The sequence below is a fragment of the Carboxydocella sp. ULO1 genome (assembly GCF_002049255.1).
In the GTDB taxonomy this organism is placed as follows: Bacteria; Bacillota.
Genome location: NZ_BDLQ01000013.1, coordinates 1 through 15,560, shown reverse-complemented (window position 1 = coordinate 15,560; position 15,560 = coordinate 1). Strand labels below are relative to the sequence as shown.

At 48.4% G+C, this 15,560-nt stretch carries 17 protein-coding genes; 4 read left to right on the top strand and 13 right to left on the bottom strand.

Annotation, left to right across the window (positions count from 1 at the left end; genetic code table 11):
* Positions 1-155: 155 nt before the first annotated feature.
* From hypB to ULO1_RS03300, 6 genes are all read right to left on the bottom strand, one after another.
* Entirely contained in the window at positions 156-803 is a 648-nt protein-coding gene (gene hypB, locus ULO1_RS03320; RefSeq protein ID WP_078666241.1) for a hydrogenase nickel incorporation protein HypB, read from the bottom strand.
* The gene (gene hypA, locus ULO1_RS03315) at positions 787-1,149 is read right to left on the bottom strand and encodes a hydrogenase maturation nickel metallochaperone HypA (protein ID WP_078666240.1); all 363 of its coding nucleotides are present in this window, start codon (positions 1,147-1,149) and stop codon (positions 787-789) included. The genes hypB and hypA overlap by 17 nt, the downstream gene beginning before the upstream one ends.
* A gap of 129 nt (positions 1,150-1,278) precedes the next feature.
* On the bottom strand, positions 1,279-1,830 hold the full coding sequence (locus ULO1_RS03310) for a cytochrome b/b6 domain-containing protein (RefSeq protein ID WP_159071982.1): 552 nt from the start codon (positions 1,828-1,830) through the stop codon (positions 1,279-1,281).
* Positions 1,830-2,882 (bottom strand): hypothetical protein, encoded by a 1,053-nt coding sequence (locus ULO1_RS14660; protein ID WP_159446630.1) that lies wholly within the window; start codon positions 2,880-2,882, stop codon positions 1,830-1,832. The genes ULO1_RS03310 and ULO1_RS14660 overlap by 1 nt, the downstream gene beginning before the upstream one ends.
* The gene (locus tag ULO1_RS03305) at positions 2,875-3,771 is read right to left on the bottom strand and encodes a hypothetical protein (RefSeq protein WP_159071984.1); all 897 of its coding nucleotides are present in this window, start codon (positions 3,769-3,771) and stop codon (positions 2,875-2,877) included. Before ULO1_RS03305 ends, ULO1_RS14660 begins: the two co-directional genes overlap by 8 nt.
* A 123-nt stretch (positions 3,772-3,894) precedes the next feature.
* Positions 3,895-6,120 (bottom strand): sigma 54-interacting transcriptional regulator, encoded by a 2,226-nt coding sequence (locus tag ULO1_RS03300; RefSeq protein WP_078666237.1) that lies wholly within the window; start codon positions 6,118-6,120, stop codon positions 3,895-3,897.
* A 157-nt stretch (positions 6,121-6,277) separates the two neighbouring features.
* On the opposite strand from ULO1_RS03300, the gene yyaC reads away from it, so the two are divergent.
* Positions 6,278-6,874, top strand: a complete 597-nt coding sequence (gene yyaC / locus ULO1_RS03295; protein WP_078666236.1) for a spore protease YyaC — start codon at positions 6,278-6,280, stop codon at positions 6,872-6,874.
* On the opposite strand, the gene ULO1_RS03290 is transcribed toward yyaC, so the two are convergent.
* Together ULO1_RS03290 and ULO1_RS03285 are read right to left on the bottom strand one after the other, a co-directional pair.
* A complete protein-coding gene (locus ULO1_RS03290) occupies positions 6,823-7,440 on the bottom strand; it encodes a phosphoribosyltransferase (protein WP_078666235.1) in 618 nt (205 codons plus the stop codon). The genes yyaC and ULO1_RS03290 overlap by 52 nt on opposite strands.
* A 51-nt stretch (positions 7,441-7,491) precedes the next feature.
* On the bottom strand, positions 7,492-7,974 hold the full coding sequence (locus tag ULO1_RS03285) for a DUF4446 family protein (protein WP_078666234.1): 483 nt from the start codon (positions 7,972-7,974) through the stop codon (positions 7,492-7,494).
* 100 nt (positions 7,975-8,074) lie between these two features.
* Here ULO1_RS03285 and larE point away from each other — a divergent pair, with 100 nt between their 5' ends.
* Genes larE through larC form a run of 3 tightly spaced genes read left to right on the top strand, consistent with a single transcriptional unit; the run spans position 8,075 to position 10,804 of the window.
* Complete coding sequence (gene larE / locus ULO1_RS03280; RefSeq protein ID WP_143311997.1) at positions 8,075-8,905, top strand: ATP-dependent sacrificial sulfur transferase LarE; 831 nt, start codon at positions 8,075-8,077, stop codon at positions 8,903-8,905.
* The gene (gene larB, locus ULO1_RS03275) at positions 8,892-9,653 is read left to right on the top strand and encodes a nickel pincer cofactor biosynthesis protein LarB (protein WP_078666232.1); all 762 of its coding nucleotides are present in this window, start codon (positions 8,892-8,894) and stop codon (positions 9,651-9,653) included. The genes larE and larB overlap by 14 nt, the downstream gene beginning before the upstream one ends.
* A complete protein-coding gene (gene larC / locus ULO1_RS03270) occupies positions 9,650-10,804 on the top strand; it encodes a nickel pincer cofactor biosynthesis protein LarC (protein ID WP_079907789.1) in 1,155 nt (384 codons plus the stop codon). Before larB ends, larC begins: the two co-directional genes overlap by 4 nt.
* Positions 10,805-10,838: 34 nt before the next feature.
* Here larC and ULO1_RS03265 read toward each other — a convergent pair whose 3' ends face one another.
* The 5 genes from ULO1_RS03265 to ULO1_RS03245 form a co-directional block, all read right to left on the bottom strand.
* Positions 10,839-11,513: a DUF554 domain-containing protein gene (locus tag ULO1_RS03265; protein WP_078666230.1), complete on the bottom strand. Its 675-nt coding sequence runs from the start codon at positions 11,511-11,513 to the stop codon at positions 10,839-10,841.
* Between the two features lie 3 nt (positions 11,514-11,516).
* The gene (locus ULO1_RS03260; RefSeq protein WP_079932983.1) at positions 11,517-12,662 is read right to left on the bottom strand and encodes an aminotransferase class V-fold PLP-dependent enzyme; all 1,146 of its coding nucleotides are present in this window, start codon (positions 12,660-12,662) and stop codon (positions 11,517-11,519) included.
* A 93-nt stretch (positions 12,663-12,755) separates the two neighbouring features.
* Positions 12,756-13,694, bottom strand: coding sequence for a metal-dependent hydrolase (locus ULO1_RS03255; protein WP_079932982.1), 939 nt, complete (start codon positions 13,692-13,694; stop codon positions 12,756-12,758).
* A gap of 120 nt (positions 13,695-13,814) precedes the next feature.
* A complete protein-coding gene (locus ULO1_RS03250) occupies positions 13,815-14,687 on the bottom strand; it encodes a ParB/RepB/Spo0J family partition protein (RefSeq protein WP_079907783.1) in 873 nt (290 codons plus the stop codon).
* Positions 14,680-15,441 (bottom strand): ParA family protein, encoded by a 762-nt coding sequence (locus ULO1_RS03245; protein ID WP_079907781.1) that lies wholly within the window; start codon positions 15,439-15,441, stop codon positions 14,680-14,682. Before ULO1_RS03245 ends, ULO1_RS03250 begins: the two co-directional genes overlap by 8 nt.
* Positions 15,442-15,560 lie beyond the last annotated feature (119 nt).

The following is a 15,560-nucleotide window of genomic DNA, read 5'->3' as shown; positions in this document are numbered from 1 at the left end:
GTTTTGCGCTAAAAACCCTTTCCTATACACCTTTTTCTGGGGTAAATTTATTTTCGTCCTTCCGCTAATCCCTTGGCCTGTCAGGATTATCTGACAACGCAATTAGCTCTTATTTGTCTCTTCTTTTCTATAACAGAAGGACAGGCGCCCTTCGATTAGGCACCTGTCCTTCTGAATAGCCAATCAATCCACTCCTGCAAACCTTCCCCGGTCCGGCAGCTAACCGGAAAGATTTTAATATCTGGATTGATGGATAGTATATCTCTTGTAAGGCTCTCCATATTGCAATTACAAAAAGGCAAGAGATCGATTTTGTTGACAACAACCGCTTCCGATTCCCGGAAAATCAATGGGTATTTGAGAGGCTTATCATCCCCTTCAATTACACTCAGGACAGCCACTTTTGCATCTTCCCCCAGCTGAAATTCCACCGGGCAGACCAGATTGCCTACATTTTCTATAATCAGCAGATCAAGATTGTTTAAATCAAATCGGGGTAAGACTCTTGCTACCATTCTGGCATCCAAGTGACAGGCTCCTTCGGTATTGATTTGTACCACTGGGATTCCGTGCGCCTCAATGCGCTCAGCATCTTTACTGGTATAAATATCCCCTTCGATCACCGCCAGGCGCAATTTGTTTTTAAGTTCAGCGATGGTGCGTTCCAGCAGAGTAGTTTTTCCTGCCCCCGGTGAGCCCATGAAATTGAATACCTTAACACCTGCGGCCCGGAAGTTCTGGCGGTTTAATTCAGCTTGCTGGTCATTGCTGATCAGGATATCGGTTTTAATCTCTATTTTCATCATCTTCTACCTCCAAACTGCTGACCCTTAACTCCCGGCCAGCGGTGATTTCCGTTCTGGGACTTTGACAGTCAGGACAAAGGGCGACAAAACTGCCGGTCGTTCTCCCTTGCCAGCCACACTCCTGACATTTTAACACTACCGGTATCTCAATGATTTCCAGTTCTGCTCCCTCACATACCGTTCCCCTGGCAAAGGCTGCAAAGCACATTTGCAGGGAATCAGGCAGAGCATGGGTCAATTCTCCCACTTCCATGGTTACTCTGGTTACTTTTTTGCCGGGATGTTCAGCCATAACTGCAGTGATGATTTCAAAAACCCCCGCCATCAAGGCCATTTCATGCATATTTTCGCCTCCGTTTCCCATCCCCATTTTAATAAAAAAAAGACTTTGCTTCAATTCCCGAAGCAAAGCCCTTGGGGGGAAATATATGGACTATATCTCCGGGGAAAGATACATAGTCCCTCAGTTAGTTTAGCCCCGGATAATGGTCTTGATGTTTTGCCAGCCACTTTGCAAAACCAGATAGAGATGGCCCAGCACAAACACCAGCATCACCCAGGTCAGCAGATAATGTATCAGTCGCAATCGGGCAAGATCCCCCAGGGCAAAAGCCACCGGAGCCAGGGCAGGCTTCAACAAAATGACTCCAGTAACCAATTGCCCTATGATGAGAAAGGGGAGGAGGGTGTAGGCTAGCTTTTGCCCGGGGTTGTATTTGCCCTTTTGGGGGTAGCTAGAAGTAAGAAATAAATAATATTTAAGCAGTTGTCTTAAATCTTTCATGTCCTGCCAGCGGAAAACCACCTGCCGCCATTCACCTGTGACCAGGGCGAATCCCCAGCGATAAAAGGTCGCTGCCACCAGCAGCCAGCCGGCTACCAGGTGAACGAGGCGGGCCCGATCCATCCCGGCAAACCAACCCTCCCAGAAGAGAGGATCATGTATATAAAACCCGGATAAAACCAGGAAACTGATAGCAGTTACATTCCACCAATGCACCAGGCGTACCGGAGCGGGATGCATTATAACCGCCTCCCTGTCGTTAAACTGACAGGGATGCCCCAGTCCCTGGCCAAAGCGTAAATGTCCGTTTCGGTAAGAATTCCCTGCCGCTGCCCTTCCAGCCAGAGGGAATTGAGCCATAGGTCAGGGGTAAGTAGCCGCGCAGCAGCAACTTTATTCCTTTCCAGCCTGAGCTGAAGCCCAGCTGGACCGGCCGGAGTTTCCAGAAAAAGCTGAAGTTCACCCTCACACCGTTCCGGCCAGCGACTGCCCATTTCACCTTTTCCCTGACCGAGTTCTGTTAGCAATTTATCCGCCTTTGGTAACATGACTTTCAGTTCAGTAAGCATTGCCGCCAGATAGCCCCGGTGGTGGTAGCCCTGTATCTTTTGCCGGGCCAGGGGGCCTATGAGACATACCCGGTCATCATAATACAGACCAGCGGGTTGTATCTTGATCCGGGACCAATCCAGCTCCTGTTCTTGGCCGTCAGCAACAACTTTTCCTCCTGCCATACCTTCTAAGTCCTGTGCTGCCAGCCAGACCTGACTCAGTTCATGCAATTTTTCTTCTTGAGGTAAGGGTAAAAAGCTTTCTGTTTTTTTCCTGGCCAGATAATCCCCCAGCCAATCCAGAGAAATTCTGATAAACCGCCACTGCTCGGTGGTTAAAGGAGCTCCTGCTCCTCCCACTGTTAGGCCACAACCCATAGGACTGCGTCCGGTTAGAACCGCCAGCACTCTATGGCATTGGGAGATTGCTACTAACCAGTTCGGATCGCGGTCTCGCCGCCAGAGACGAATACTGTGATAGATAAACCAGTCAAACATCCTGATTAACAGACGTTTTTTCTTGACTCCCGTACTCACTTCCAGTCCGGTTAATGTCTCGATAGCGGTTATACCCAGAAGGGTCAGGTTGTTGGCCAGCTCTCCCTGGGTTCGGGCCAGGAAAAAAGGCAGATCCAGCATATACTTATCCTGAAGCAAAGAATTACGAGGCGTCCTGGCTTGAATCCCTGCCTTTTCGGTAAACAGCACCGGAACAGCCAGACCTCTTTGCCAGTTAATCATCGGCCTTCCCTCCCCGTTTGCCTTTTTGCCAGAGGGAATAGCCATAATGGGCTGCAATTCCGGTCATGGCTGCCGTAAAAGCCAGTTTACCTACTGTTTCCGGCGTACTTTCGATTCCAGGCAGAGCCACCTGAGGCAACCTGGTAGTCAGAGGAGCGAAATTTTGTGGAAACCCGGGTTGTGTACACCCTATACAGGGTCCCCCGCCGCTGACACACCAGTTGGCCCCTTCATTCCACAAGCGCTGGGAACAATCAGCAAAGGTTATAGGACCTTTACAACCCAGCAGCAAATAACATCCCACTTCCCCCGGAGCCTGGGCAAACCGGCTGTTGTCAAAATACTGCCGGCGTGGGCAATTATCATGGATGGTACCGCCAAAAATCTCAAGCGGCCGGGCAAAATCATCCAGCTCTAGATTGCGTCCCACCTGCAAAGCGGTCAATGTGGACAGCAACCAGCCAGGTTTGGGTGGGCATCCCGGAATGGCTATCAATTTCTTCAGAGGAGCCAGATCGATTAGCCCCTGCCATTCTCGCTCCCCGCCGCCTTCCTTTGCCATTCCACCATAAGCAGCACAGGTACCGAAAGCCAGTATCCAGCGGGCCCTTTTCAACATTTCCTGCAGCTGCCTGTCCCCGGAATCAACCGCCCCTTCCACTATCAGTACATCCATCGCAGTTGGCTGCTCTTCCAGCCAGGGATGAACCCCTGGCGGGGCTTCTCCTGTCGCCAGCAGGGAGAGGACACAACCACCGCAGGAATTTCCGCGGTACCAGCCAATTAGGCCCAGACCAGGTTCATTGGCCCAGGCAAAATTCTCCCCTGCAGTAACAACCAGGGCTAGTGCCAGTAACTTGATAAATCTTCTTCTGTCAATTGTGTTCATGCAGTCACCTTCTTGATTTATAGCAATATTTATGCCAACAACTCCGGGCCTGCTAAACATCCGATTCCCCCTGAAATTGTTCTATTTGTTAACAATCAATTTGTATAATTTCTAATCATATGTTTAATTTTCAGACAACCAGCCAAATTCTTTTAATCGCAAATAGAGGGTTGCCCTTGGAATTCCCAGCAACTCTGAAGCTAAAACCTTGTTTCCCCCTGCTTCCGCCAGAGCTGCCTCTATCAATTCCTTTTCCAGTTCCCGCACCGCATCTTTTAGGGGTTTGATTTGCACCCTTCTTTTCGGTAAATCCTTCTCGAACAAGTAGGAGGGCAAATGTTCCGGTCTCACCACACTGCCTTCTGCCAGATACATGGAGCGCTCCAGGACATTTTCCAGTTCCCGAATATTACCCGGCCAGTGATAAGTCATCAGTAAATCCAGAGTCTCTTTGGCAATTACCTTTGGGGTAATCCCTTTTTCCCGGTACAGCTTTTCCCCAATTATATCGATCAGGCGCGGTAAATCCTTGATACGATCTCTCAGTGGAGGAATATGAATACCGATAACATTCAAACGATAATAAAGGTCCGCCCGAAAACGGCCTTCTGCTACCATCTTTTTTAAGTCCTGGTTGGTAGCAGCAATGATTCTGATGTCCACTTTAATGGATTTGGTTCCTCCTACCCTTTCTATAACCCTTTCCTGCAGAACCCGTAACAGTTTGGCCTGCATAGTCAGGGGTAAATCCCCGATTTCATCCAGCAACAGGGTGCCGCCATTGGCCAGCTCAAATTTGCCGGGTTTACCTCCTTTGCGGGCACCGGTAAATGCCCCTTCTTCATAGCCGAACAACTCCGATTCCAGCAGCATCTCCGGCAAAGCAGCACAGTTGATGGCAATAAACGGCCCATTGGCCCGCGGGCTTAAATAGTGGATAGCCTGGGCCAGCACTTCCTTACCTACTCCGCTCTCCCCGGTGATGAGAATGGTGGAATCGCTCTGGGCTGCCCTTTCGCTTAAAGCCTTGATATGGGCTACTTCCGGCAAATCCCCCAGAATTCTTTCCAGACTCAGCATCGGTTTGGCGCGATCCAAATTGCGCAAGCGATCTTTATAATATTCGATTTCCCCCTGGGATAAGTTGAGCAGGTAAGGCAAGCACATATGAATTTCCGCCAGTCCCTGATAAACCGCCCTGGCTTTTTCCCGGCAGGATTCATAACCACAGGCACCACAGTTCAACTCATCTTCCGGATTGATTTTCTGGGTAAATTTCAGGATCTCTCTGATATCATGCTCTGATGGTTCAGGCAAAGGCTGATACTTATTGATATAACGGCGGGAAAGGTCCAGACCGGCAACTTTTAAACCCTGAACTGGAGGCTGACTGGACCGTTGCTGGGAAAAAAGCAGACTTTTACGGCCATAAAACTCCAGGGGGCTGGCAATTTCAGGGCCATCTATACAACCGCGACAAAAAAGGATATCCAGAAATTTCCCGTTAAACTCTCCCCTTTTAACAGCCTGCAGTACTTTGAGACACTCATCTTTACCTTCAACCACAGCCAGTTCCAGGTTATAATCGCGACCTTTGATGCCCAGGTTGCGCAGCAATCCCCCCGAAACAGGAAACAACTCAGTCAAACTTTCCTCCCAGCTGAGGGGCGTTTTATAGATAGCTGGCCTGATTCCTTTTTCTTGCCAGATTTCCCGGATCTCCCTGAAGGTCAGCACTCCATCCAGCACTCCCACCAGATTTTCGTCCCTGGCCTCTTCTTTTTTAGCTACACAGGGCCCGATAAATACCACCCGGTTTTCCCGGTTTTGCAGTTTCAGGTATTTGGCCAGGGCCAGCACCGCTGAATCGATGGGAGCTAAATTGGGGATCAATTCCGGCATATGTTTCTGGATCAGCATCACTACCGCCGGACAATATGAACTGATCACTGTCGTTTTCTCTACCCGGGCCAGATATTCCCGATAAACCGGTACGGTCAATTCAATTCCTTTGGTAACCGGTTCAACCTCATTAAATCCAATTGCTTTTAAGGCCATGATTACCTGACCTACAGAAAACTCGGGAAAAGCCACCCGAAAGGAAGGGGCCAGAATAGCTATTACTGGCTGTCTGCGCTTTTTTTCCAGCATCTCGCTGATTCGCTGCCAGTCGCTTTCTATTTGTTTGGCTTTTTGGGCACATATCCGGACACAATTACCGCAGCTGATACATCTTTCCGGCAAAATCTGGGCCTGCTTATCCGTTACTTTTATTGCTCTTACCGGACAATTGCGGATACAGGCATAACAGCTTTTACATTTTTCCTGGATAGTCTTAACAACGGCCATACCAATACCTCCGTACCTATGCACTACAATAATAATTCAACATATTCCTCCCTTTCCCTGCCTGGCTTGTATATTTTTTAGACAGACCTGCAGTTCAAGTATAAAAAGAGGGTAAATGGCGTATACTCTGATATAACTCTGTTTCAGGAGGTTACCCATGGAAAAACACAAAATCCACGTGGATGACCCTCTGGTTGTTGATAAACTCTCCCGCCTTTTGGTCCGGCAGCTGGTGGACCTGGTCTTGCCAGGTCAGCCCATATTAATACTTTGTATTGGTACCGATCGCTCCACCGGCGATGCCCTGGGGCCTCTGATCGGTACTCTTCTCAGCCAAAAACCCTGTCAGCCCTTCTGGATACTGGGTACCCTGGAAGAACCGGTTCATGCTGCCAACCTGGCAGAAAAACTCCAGCATATTTACAAAACCTGGCCCAATCCTTTCGTTATCGCCATTGACGCCTCTCTAGGCAATCTGGACAGCGTGGGTCATATAACCCTGGCCCGCGGTCCCCTGAAGCCAGGAGCAGGGGTAAATAAAAATCTGCCCCCGGTGGGGCAGATCCATCTTACCGGTATAGTTAATGTGGGCGGTTTCATGGAATATTTCGTTCTGCAAAATACCCGTCTGTTTGTGGTAATGAAAATGGCCCAGGCAATCAGTTCCGCTCTCTCCCTGGCCAGCAGGCTCTGGGTAAACTTTCAGGATAAATACCGCAATACCTCGTCTTCTTCCACCTGGGAAAAATCCTGATAAAACTGGCCAACAGCGTAGAAATCCGAGGGCGCTTTCAAATAGACTAACTGATCAACTAATGGCAGAAATTCTTCCAGTTTTTCTTCCGGCAACACGGGAATGGCCAGCCAGAGCTGAAGTAAAGGCTGTTCTTTTAGATAATTGACTATTACCTTGATGGTATAACCAGTAGCAATACCGTCATCAACCAGGATAACATCCCTGTCCTCAAAATCCTCAGCCCACCAGGGCAGGTATTTTTCTTTTTTCAATTCCCATTCAGTACGGGCCTTGCTGATAGCCATTTCCACCTGGCTATCGGTAAGGCCCGCTCTTTTGGCCAGCACCCAGTCCACTATTGCTTCTCCACCAGGAGTAATTGCTCCCATCGCCACTTCCTCATTCCGGGGCAAGCCGATCTTTTTACTAATAATCACCTTGAGGGGGGCCTCCAGTAATTCTGCCAGAGGAGCTGCGACCACAATGCCTCCCCGGGGCACCCCTACAACCAGGGGGTTAATCAGTTTTTTACCTTTAATTTTTTCCCTGAGCAGCAAGCCTGCTTCATAGCGGTTGACAAACATACCAGACCCCTCCCGGCCTAGTGTATCCCCGGCCGGTTACTTTCATACCCTTTATTCGCTTTTTCTGGGCGATAAAGCCAGGGCAATTGCCTCTTTTTCCTCATCAGTCAGAGGATAGCGGGATTGGCCATTTTTTAGCGGTTTGGCATAGGTACGGCAATCCTGCCGCCCATACAAACTGCTCAATACCACCCCGTCTCCTCGTTCATCCAGCAAAGCCACCGCAAAGCTGAGATCACTGCCCGTGTCTTCAAAAGCATTAAACCTCACCACTGCTTTATTTTGCAGGCAACGAGTTAAGGTAATTTGCTGTTTAATCTGTTTTTCCTTCAATTCATTCACCTGTTTTTCCAGGGAATCCAGCCGTTCGGCCAGCTGTTGTAAATATCCTACCAAATCCCTGCCTTCCGCAGATTGCAGGAATTTTTTCAAGACAGCTGTCTTACGATTGGTCAGAACCCAGAACAGTATCAACAAAATGAATAACAAGCCTTCAAACGCCCCGATCAGAAGCAAAATCTGGTTTAACTCCATCCCATATCCTCCTTCCTATATTTAAGAGTATACTATCATTGACTTTGCTGATGCAACATTTTACAATGTCAGCAGTAACATCTGGAGGAGGAACTTGGCTATGCAAGCTAAACTGAAACGTCTGCAACAGATATTGAAAGAAAATGGCAGCTGCCTGATCGCTTTTTCGGGAGGGGTTGACAGCACCTTCCTACTACAGGCAGCTTTGAAAACCCTGGGCCCGGATCAGGTTCTGGCGGTTACAGCTTTTTCCGAAACCTATCCGGAAAGGGAACGCCAGGCCGCGGTCCAGCTGGCCCGGCAACTGGGAGCCCGTCTGCTTACCGTGGAAACGGAGGAGTTAGCCGATCCCGAATTTGTGGCCAATCCCATTGACCGCTGCTATATTTGTAAAAAGGAACTATGGCATAAACTACAATCTATTCAGCAACAATACCAGTTACAGGTGATTTATGATGGCGCCAATGCCGATGATGCCAGCGATTTTCGTCCGGGCCGCCGGGCTACCAGAGAGGCTGGAGTCATCAGCCCCTTGCTGGAAGCCGGTTTAACCAAGGAAGAAATCAGGCAGCTTAGCCGGGAATGGCAGCTGCCCACCTGGAACAAACCTTCTTTTGCCTGTTTGTCCTCCCGCTTCCCTTATGGTAGCCCTATTACCAGAGAAAAATTACTCCAAATCGATGCCGGGGAAAACTGGTTAATAGAGCAGGGTTTCCTGCCCTGCCGCGTCCGTCATCACGGTGAAATTGCCCGTCTGGAACTGGCTCCTGACCAGCTGGCCCGTTTGGTAACTGATGAAAATCTACGCCAGCAGTGTCTGGAGAAATTCAAATCCCTGGGTTTCACTTATATTACCCTGGATTTGCAGGGTTTTCGCAGTGGCAGTATGAATGAAAACCTGTCGGAGGAAGTGAAAAATGGATACAAATAAACTTCTGAACCTGTTTGAACAAATTCGTGATGGCTCTATTAGTCCCGAAGCAGCTCTGGACCAGCTCAGGGATTTACCCTTCCGCGACCTGGGCTTTGCCAAACTGGATTTTCATCGCCAGCTGCGGCAGGGCTTTCCCGAAGTAATCTTCGGTCAAAACAAAACCGCTAAACAGTTAATCAGGATCTTCAGCCATCTCAAGGAACATCACGGTACAGTGATTGCAACCAGAGTGAGCCGGCCTAAGGCGGAAAAGGTGCTTTCAGCCCTGCCGGAATTGACCTATCACCCTCAGGCCCGCTGTTTAACTTATGGTCAGCCCCAGCGCCCACGTAAACTGGGCACTATCGGTATTCTGGCGGCAGGAACCGCTGATCTGCCGGTAGCAGAAGAAGCAGCTCTCTGTGCCGAAATGATGGGTAACCCGGTGCAGAAGTTTTATGATGTAGGTGTAGCAGGCCTGCATCGCTTGCTCCATCTCCTGCCCCAAATTCGGCGCTGTAATGTTCTCATTTGTGTCGCCGGCATGGAGGGAGCCTTACCCAGTGTTATCGGCGGGCTGGTTAGCCAACCGGTTATCGCTGTACCCACCAGTGTGGGTTATGGTAGTCACTGGCAAGGCCTGGCACCCCTGTTAACCATGTTAAACAGCTGTGCTCCCGGCATCGGTGTAGTCAATATCGATAATGGTTATGGAGCGGCTGCCCTCGCCAATGCCATCAATCGTCTGGGGGGAGTAGAAACATGAGCGGTATCGGCCTTTATTTCCAATGCCCCACTGGAGCAGCCGGCAATATGCTGCTGGCCGCCCTGGTTGATTGCGGTGTACCAGTCTCCTGGCTGGAACAACAATTGAAGACATTACCCCTGCAGGGCTGGCAGCTGAACTGGCAGGAAAAAAAACACCACGGCCTTCGCAGTCTGCATTTAGAGGTGGATTTTCCAGAATCCCAGCCGCATCGGCACCTGCACCATATCGAGACTATGATCAGAGAGAGTGAACTGCCTGCCCCAGTTCAGGATCAGTCCATTGCCATTTTCCGCCGTCTGGCTGAGGCTGAAGCCAGGGTTCACGGTACTACTATTGAAAAGGTCCATTTTCATGAGGTGGGAGCCATTGATGCCATTATCGATATAGTAGGTTGTTGCCTAGCCCTATCTTATCTGCAACCCGCATTTATCGGCTGTTCTCCTTTACCGCTGGGGTCAGGAATGATTGAATGCCAGCACGGGCTAATTTCCGTCCCCGCCCCGGCTACGCTGGAACTGGTCAAGGATATACCTGTATACCAGGGAGAAGAGCAAGGAGAACTGCTTACTCCTACTGCGGCAGCAATCCTGGGTTATTTTGTTCAGGAATGGGGCGCCCTCCCTCCGGGCCGACCCCTGGCCTACGGGTATGGAGCCGGTAGCAAAACTTTAAAACAGCCCAACATTTTACGGGCCATCCTCTACCAGCCCCTGTCCGAGCTGACTACAGAAGATTTGTGGCAACTGGAAACAAATATCGATGACCAGCAACCGGAAACCCTGCCCGATGTGCTGGATAAACTGCTAGCCGCCGGCGCCAATGATGCCTGGTATACCCCGATATTGATGAAAAAGGGCCGCCCGGCCTTTACTTTAGGCTTGCTTTGCCCCGCGGAATCTCTGGGTCAGGTTGAACAAATCCTGGCGGAATCCACTACCTCTTTGGGCTGGCGCAAATGGCCAGTTAAACGCAGAGCCCTTCCTCGTCAGATTCAGGAAGTGGAAACCCGCTGGGGCATGATCAGATTCAAAGTTTCCGGCCAAAAAGCGGCTCCTGAGTATGAGGACTGCAAGCGTATTGCTGAAATAAGCGGTCAATCCCTGTTGAAAGTATATCAGGAAGCCTGGGCTGCCTACTGGCGTAGGTAATAATAAAACCCCCTTGACGGGGGTTTTTCATTATCTATTTTAGTAACATCAAGATAGCCGCAATCGGAATAGCCGGTAAAAGATTCCCAACCCGAATTGGCTTATAGCCCAGAATATTAAAGGCTATACCTACAATCAATAAGCCGCCGGTTACCGTCATACCATTTATAACAGCCTGAGAAAGAAAACCCTTAATCCAGCCGGCCAGTAAAGTAATCGCTCCTTGATAAACCCCTACGGAGAGGGCCGAAAGAGCCACACCCCAGCCCATGGTGGAGGCAAAAATAATGGCCGAGACCCCATCCAGCAGGCTTTTGGCTAACAGAGTATCATATTTGCCTGTTAATCCTTCTTCCAGAGAACCCATAATAGCCATAGCGCCAACACAATAAATCAGGCTGGCCGTCATAAAAGCAGCAGCAACCTTCCCTTCCCCCTGGGCTGCCATTTTGTTCTCCACCCAGCGACCGAAGGCCAGCAATTTTTCTTCGATTTCCAGCCAGCTCCCCAACCAGCCGCCAATGACCAGGGCAAAAATCACAATCAAAGTATCCGTCTCTTTGGCAGCCATTTGGGCCCCGATCAGGAGTACAGCCAGGGCCAGACCCTGCTGGATGGTATCAGCTATATCCTTTTTAAAACTGCGACCCAGAATAATCCCGATAATAGTACCGGCGATAATCGCCAGTACATTGATAATCGTCCCCACTCCCTATGCTCCCTTCATCTCTTTAATTATGGTTTTAATTGCCTCGATTGTTTTATCTATATCTTCGTCTGTGTTAAACCAGCCCGGGCTGAAACGCACTGTTCCAATCGGAAATGTTCCCAGAGTTTTGTGGGCTTCCGGTGCACAGTGCAAACCGGTACGGCAGGCAATATTAAAGACCTTGTCCAGAATAAACCCTACTTCTGAAGTCTCTGCCCCTTTGATATTAATGGAAACCACCGGCAAACGTTCTTCGGCCGGCCCATACACGATAACTTCAGGCAAAGCTCTCAGACCGGCCAGCAATTTTTCTGTTAATGCCTGTTCCCGGGCATGGATCTGTTCTACTCCCGTTTTCAAAACGAATTCTACACCGGCACCCAGACCGAAAATCCCCGGAGTATTGGGAGTGCCGCTTTCCAGCTGGTCTGGCATTACTTGCGGCTGCTCCATATATTCCGAATGGGAACCAGTACCTCCGGTAACCAGTGGTTTTAGTTCAATCCCCTCGGCTATATATAAACCACCGGTGCCCTGGGGTCCATATAACCCTTTATGACCTGGAAAAGCCAGAATATCTATGTTCATCTTTTCTACATCCACGGGGATAACCCCTGCTGTCTGCGCCGCATCAACCATAAACTTGACCTGTCTGGACCGGCAAAGGGCTCCGATTTTTTCTATCGGCAAGATATGACCACTCACATTGGAGCCATGGGTTAGACAAACCAGGCGAGTATTGGGCTGAAAAGACTTCTCCAGTAAATCCAGATCAAATTCCCCGGCTTCATTCAGTCCGATTTTGGTCACTTTGACTCCTCTCTGGCTTAGATAATACAGGGGTCGAGCAACAGAGTTATGTTCTAAGGTAGAAGTGATTACATGATCTCCTGGTTGAAGGAGACCCAGTAAAGCCAGGTTTAGGGCATAAGTGGCATTCTGGGTGAAAGCAATCCGTAACGGGTTTTTGATATTAAACAACTTCGCTAATAAAACCCTGGTACGATAAATACCTCTACCTGCTTCTAATGCCATCTGATGCCCTGCTCGTCCCGGATTGGCCCCCAGTTCCTTCACTGCTTTGGTCATTGCCTCTGCTACCGACGGGGGTTTGGGCCAGGAAGTAGCTGCATTATCCAGGTAGATCACTTTGTATTTCCCCCCTTTTAAGCTGCATATATAGTATCATATCACATTTTGCCTCAATGATAAACCCGCCCGGGGTACGAGCGGGTTCAATGTTTATAAATTTATACAATTTTGCTCACTAAAGGGCTGAATCACCTGGGTTAGAGGCTGGCCCTGTTCGTTCAAAATCACAGTTGCCCGATGTAAATAGCGGTCACCCACTAAATAGCGCAGGTCATAGAGAACAAAAGCTTCCCGGTCTTGCCATCGTTCTCTGGTTATGGCATAAACAGGAGTCAAAAGGGTAAAGAATTTACCCGCTTCCGTTTCCAGGACTTTCTCTTTTATATCCCTTTCCACTTTATCAATTTCTTTTAAAATCACCTTTTTATCCGTATTCATCCACCAGCTACCACTGATGTATTGACTGGTAAATTCAGCCACAAAATCCCATTTCCACAATCCCCACATCGCTGGCATTACTATAATTTTATCCGGTTGCTGGCCTTTTACTCTGGATAGCCAGGTTCTAATTTTATTCTCTCCTATTTTGCGACAACAATAACGCACCACCATCCAGCCCGCAATGGCCAGCAGAGCTAATCTTGCCTGAAATGGCGAAGAATACACTAATCCCAGTACTCCCAGCAGCAAAATTATCGGATCAAACACCTGTACCAGATTAAATGAGATTTTTTTACTTCTACCAGGCTTGGTAAAATGGATACCATAGGAATTAAAAGCATCCATTAAGGTATGGCTAATTCCACCAATTAAAGCCCAAACCCAGGTCTGCCAGCTGATATCATCAAAAAATAAAGCCAAAAAACATGTAACCAGGCTGCTCCAGAGGATCAGGCCCACTGGCCCATGGGATTTACCCCGGTGATTTTCCAGATAGCTTAATTGCCCTTTGAGATGATAAACAATATCCAGGTCAGGTGCCATTGCCCCCAGTACTGATGCTATAAAAGCTGGTTCTGATAAACTGACAGCATTACCTGCCCCCAGTGCCACCAGTCCACCAATTACTCCATGAGTAAGTGGATCCATCTCCTCTCACCTTCTTTCTAATCACGCTAAATATTATAACATTCAGCTTTACTCCCTGAATAGACAAAATTTTTACCAAAAAAATAACACAGGTTTATCCCTGTGTTGATTTAAAATGTTTCACGTGAAACATTCCTCACCGGCTATTAATTCAATTATCCTCTGTAACTCCTCTTCCGAGTAATAAGCTATTTCGATTTTACCTTTATTCTCTTTTCCTTTTACCTTTACTCCTGTGCCCAGTTTTCTTTTTAAAATCTCCTCTATATCAACCAGTACAGCAGCCACTTTCTTTTCTTTTTTTTCCCTGGTCTGTTCACTTTTTTGCTGTCGGGGCCAGTTTTTTACCAGTTCTTCGGTCTGCCGCACTGAAAGACCTTTTTCAATCACCAGTTTCAAGGCCAGGTTCTGATCCTGTTCACTGTTCAAAGCCAGGAGGGCCCGCCCATGACCAGCAGTTATCTGCTCATCTCGTAAAGCTTTTCTAACCGGCTCCGATAATTGCAATAATCGCAGGGTATTGGCAATAGCCGAACGAGAACGGCCCAACCTCTGACTTAACATTTCCTGAGTATAATTGAATTCTTCCTGTAATCTCCTGATTGCCTCTGCCTCTTCCAGACAATTCAACTCTTCCCGCTGAATATTTTCCAGAAGGGCCAGTTCCAGAACCTGACCATCATCTACTGCCCTGATAATAGCAGGAATTGTCTCCTTGCCAAGATACCGATAAGCTCTTAATCTTCTTTCCCCGGCAATCAATTGATAACCATCACCGGTTTTTCTGACGATTATGGGCTGAATTAGACCACTCTTTTCAATGGATTTGGCCAGTTCCTCCAATCGAGCCTGATTGAATTCCTGCCGCGGTTGCCAGGGGTTGGTAGCTATCAAGGCAACCGGTATTTCATTAACCCCATTTTCCCGGGTTTCTTCTTCCTTGCGCCCGGGTATCAAAGCATTTAAACCTTTACCCAAGCCTTTCTTAGCCACGTTCAATCACTTCCTCTGCCAACTCTTGATACATTTCTGCCCCTTTGGAACGAGGATCATAGGTAATAATAGGCTGGCCATAGCTGGGGGCTTCACTTAGCCTAACATTACGGGGAATAATGGTTTTAAAGATTTTTTCCGGGAAATGTTTTTTTACTTCCTCTACTACCTGAAGCGAAAGATTGGTTCTGGCATCAAACATGGTACATAAAACCCCTTCAATCTGTAAATCCGGATTAAGGTGTTTTTGCACCAGCTCAATAGTATTTAATAATTGACCTAATCCCTCAAGAGCATAATATTCACACTGGATGGGTATTAAAATACTATCAGCTGCTGTCAAGGCATTTAAGGTCAATAGCCCCAGACTGGGAGGACAATCAATAATAATATAATCGTACTTATCCCTGATTTTTTCCAGAGCCTTTTTCAGTTTGCTCTCTCTGCCAATCATGGCCACCAGCTCAATCTCCGCCCCAGCCAGTTGAATGGTAGCCGGAACCACTTCCAGATTGGCAATTTCGGCAGGCAAAGCCGCATGCAACAATGGCAAGCCATTAATAATAACATCATAGATGCAAACATCCAGTTTATCTTTATCCACTCCCAAACCGGAACTGGCATTTCCCTGGGGGTCAATATCAATTAACAGCGTTTTTCTGCCCTTCACTGCCAGACAGGCACTTAAATTAACGGCAGTAGTAGTCTTAGCTACCCCGCCCTTTTGATTGGCAATAGCGATAACTTTGCCCAAAGCTCTCCACCTGGTTCAAAAAACTTGACTATTTTTATTTTCAGTCAAGTCGGCCCCCAGACCAGGCTTTCGCCTCCTTTCCGAATACTTGATTTGCCCCCGCGGGGCAGGGCGACAGG

Excerpts from the sequence above, each read along its gene's own strand:
- ULO1_RS03305 (WP_159071984.1), bottom strand. The coding sequence starts at position 3,771 with ATGAACACAATTGACAGAAGAAGATTTATCAAGTTACTGGCACTAGCC.
- ULO1_RS03285 (WP_078666234.1), bottom strand. The coding sequence starts at position 7,974 with ATGGAGTTAAACCAGATTTTGCTTCTGATCGGGGCGTTTGAAGGCTTG.
- ULO1_RS03290 (WP_078666235.1), bottom strand. The coding sequence starts at position 7,440 with ATGTTTGTCAACCGCTATGAAGCAGGCTTGCTGCTCAGGGAAAAAATT.
- hypB (WP_078666241.1), bottom strand. The coding sequence starts at position 803 with ATGAAAATAGAGATTAAAACCGATATCCTGATCAGCAATGACCAGCAA.
- larB (WP_078666232.1), top strand. The coding sequence starts at position 8,892 with ATGGATACAAATAAACTTCTGAACCTGTTTGAACAAATTCGTGATGGC.
- larC (WP_079907789.1), top strand. The coding sequence starts at position 9,650 with ATGAGCGGTATCGGCCTTTATTTCCAATGCCCCACTGGAGCAGCCGGC.
- yyaC (WP_078666236.1), top strand. The coding sequence starts at position 6,278 with ATGGAAAAACACAAAATCCACGTGGATGACCCTCTGGTTGTTGATAAA.
- ULO1_RS14660 (WP_159446630.1), bottom strand. The coding sequence starts at position 2,882 with ATGATTAACTGGCAAAGAGGTCTGGCTGTTCCGGTGCTGTTTACCGAA.
- ULO1_RS03310 (WP_159071982.1), bottom strand. The coding sequence starts at position 1,830 with ATGCATCCCGCTCCGGTACGCCTGGTGCATTGGTGGAATGTAACTGCT.
- ULO1_RS03255 (WP_079932982.1), bottom strand. The coding sequence starts at position 13,694 with ATGGATCCACTTACTCATGGAGTAATTGGTGGACTGGTGGCACTGGGG.
- larE (WP_143311997.1), top strand. The coding sequence starts at position 8,075 with ATGCAAGCTAAACTGAAACGTCTGCAACAGATATTGAAAGAAAATGGC.
- ULO1_RS03300 (WP_078666237.1), bottom strand. The coding sequence starts at position 6,120 with ATGGCCGTTGTTAAGACTATCCAGGAAAAATGTAAAAGCTGTTATGCC.
- hypA (WP_078666240.1), bottom strand. The coding sequence starts at position 1,149 with ATGCATGAAATGGCCTTGATGGCGGGGGTTTTTGAAATCATCACTGCA.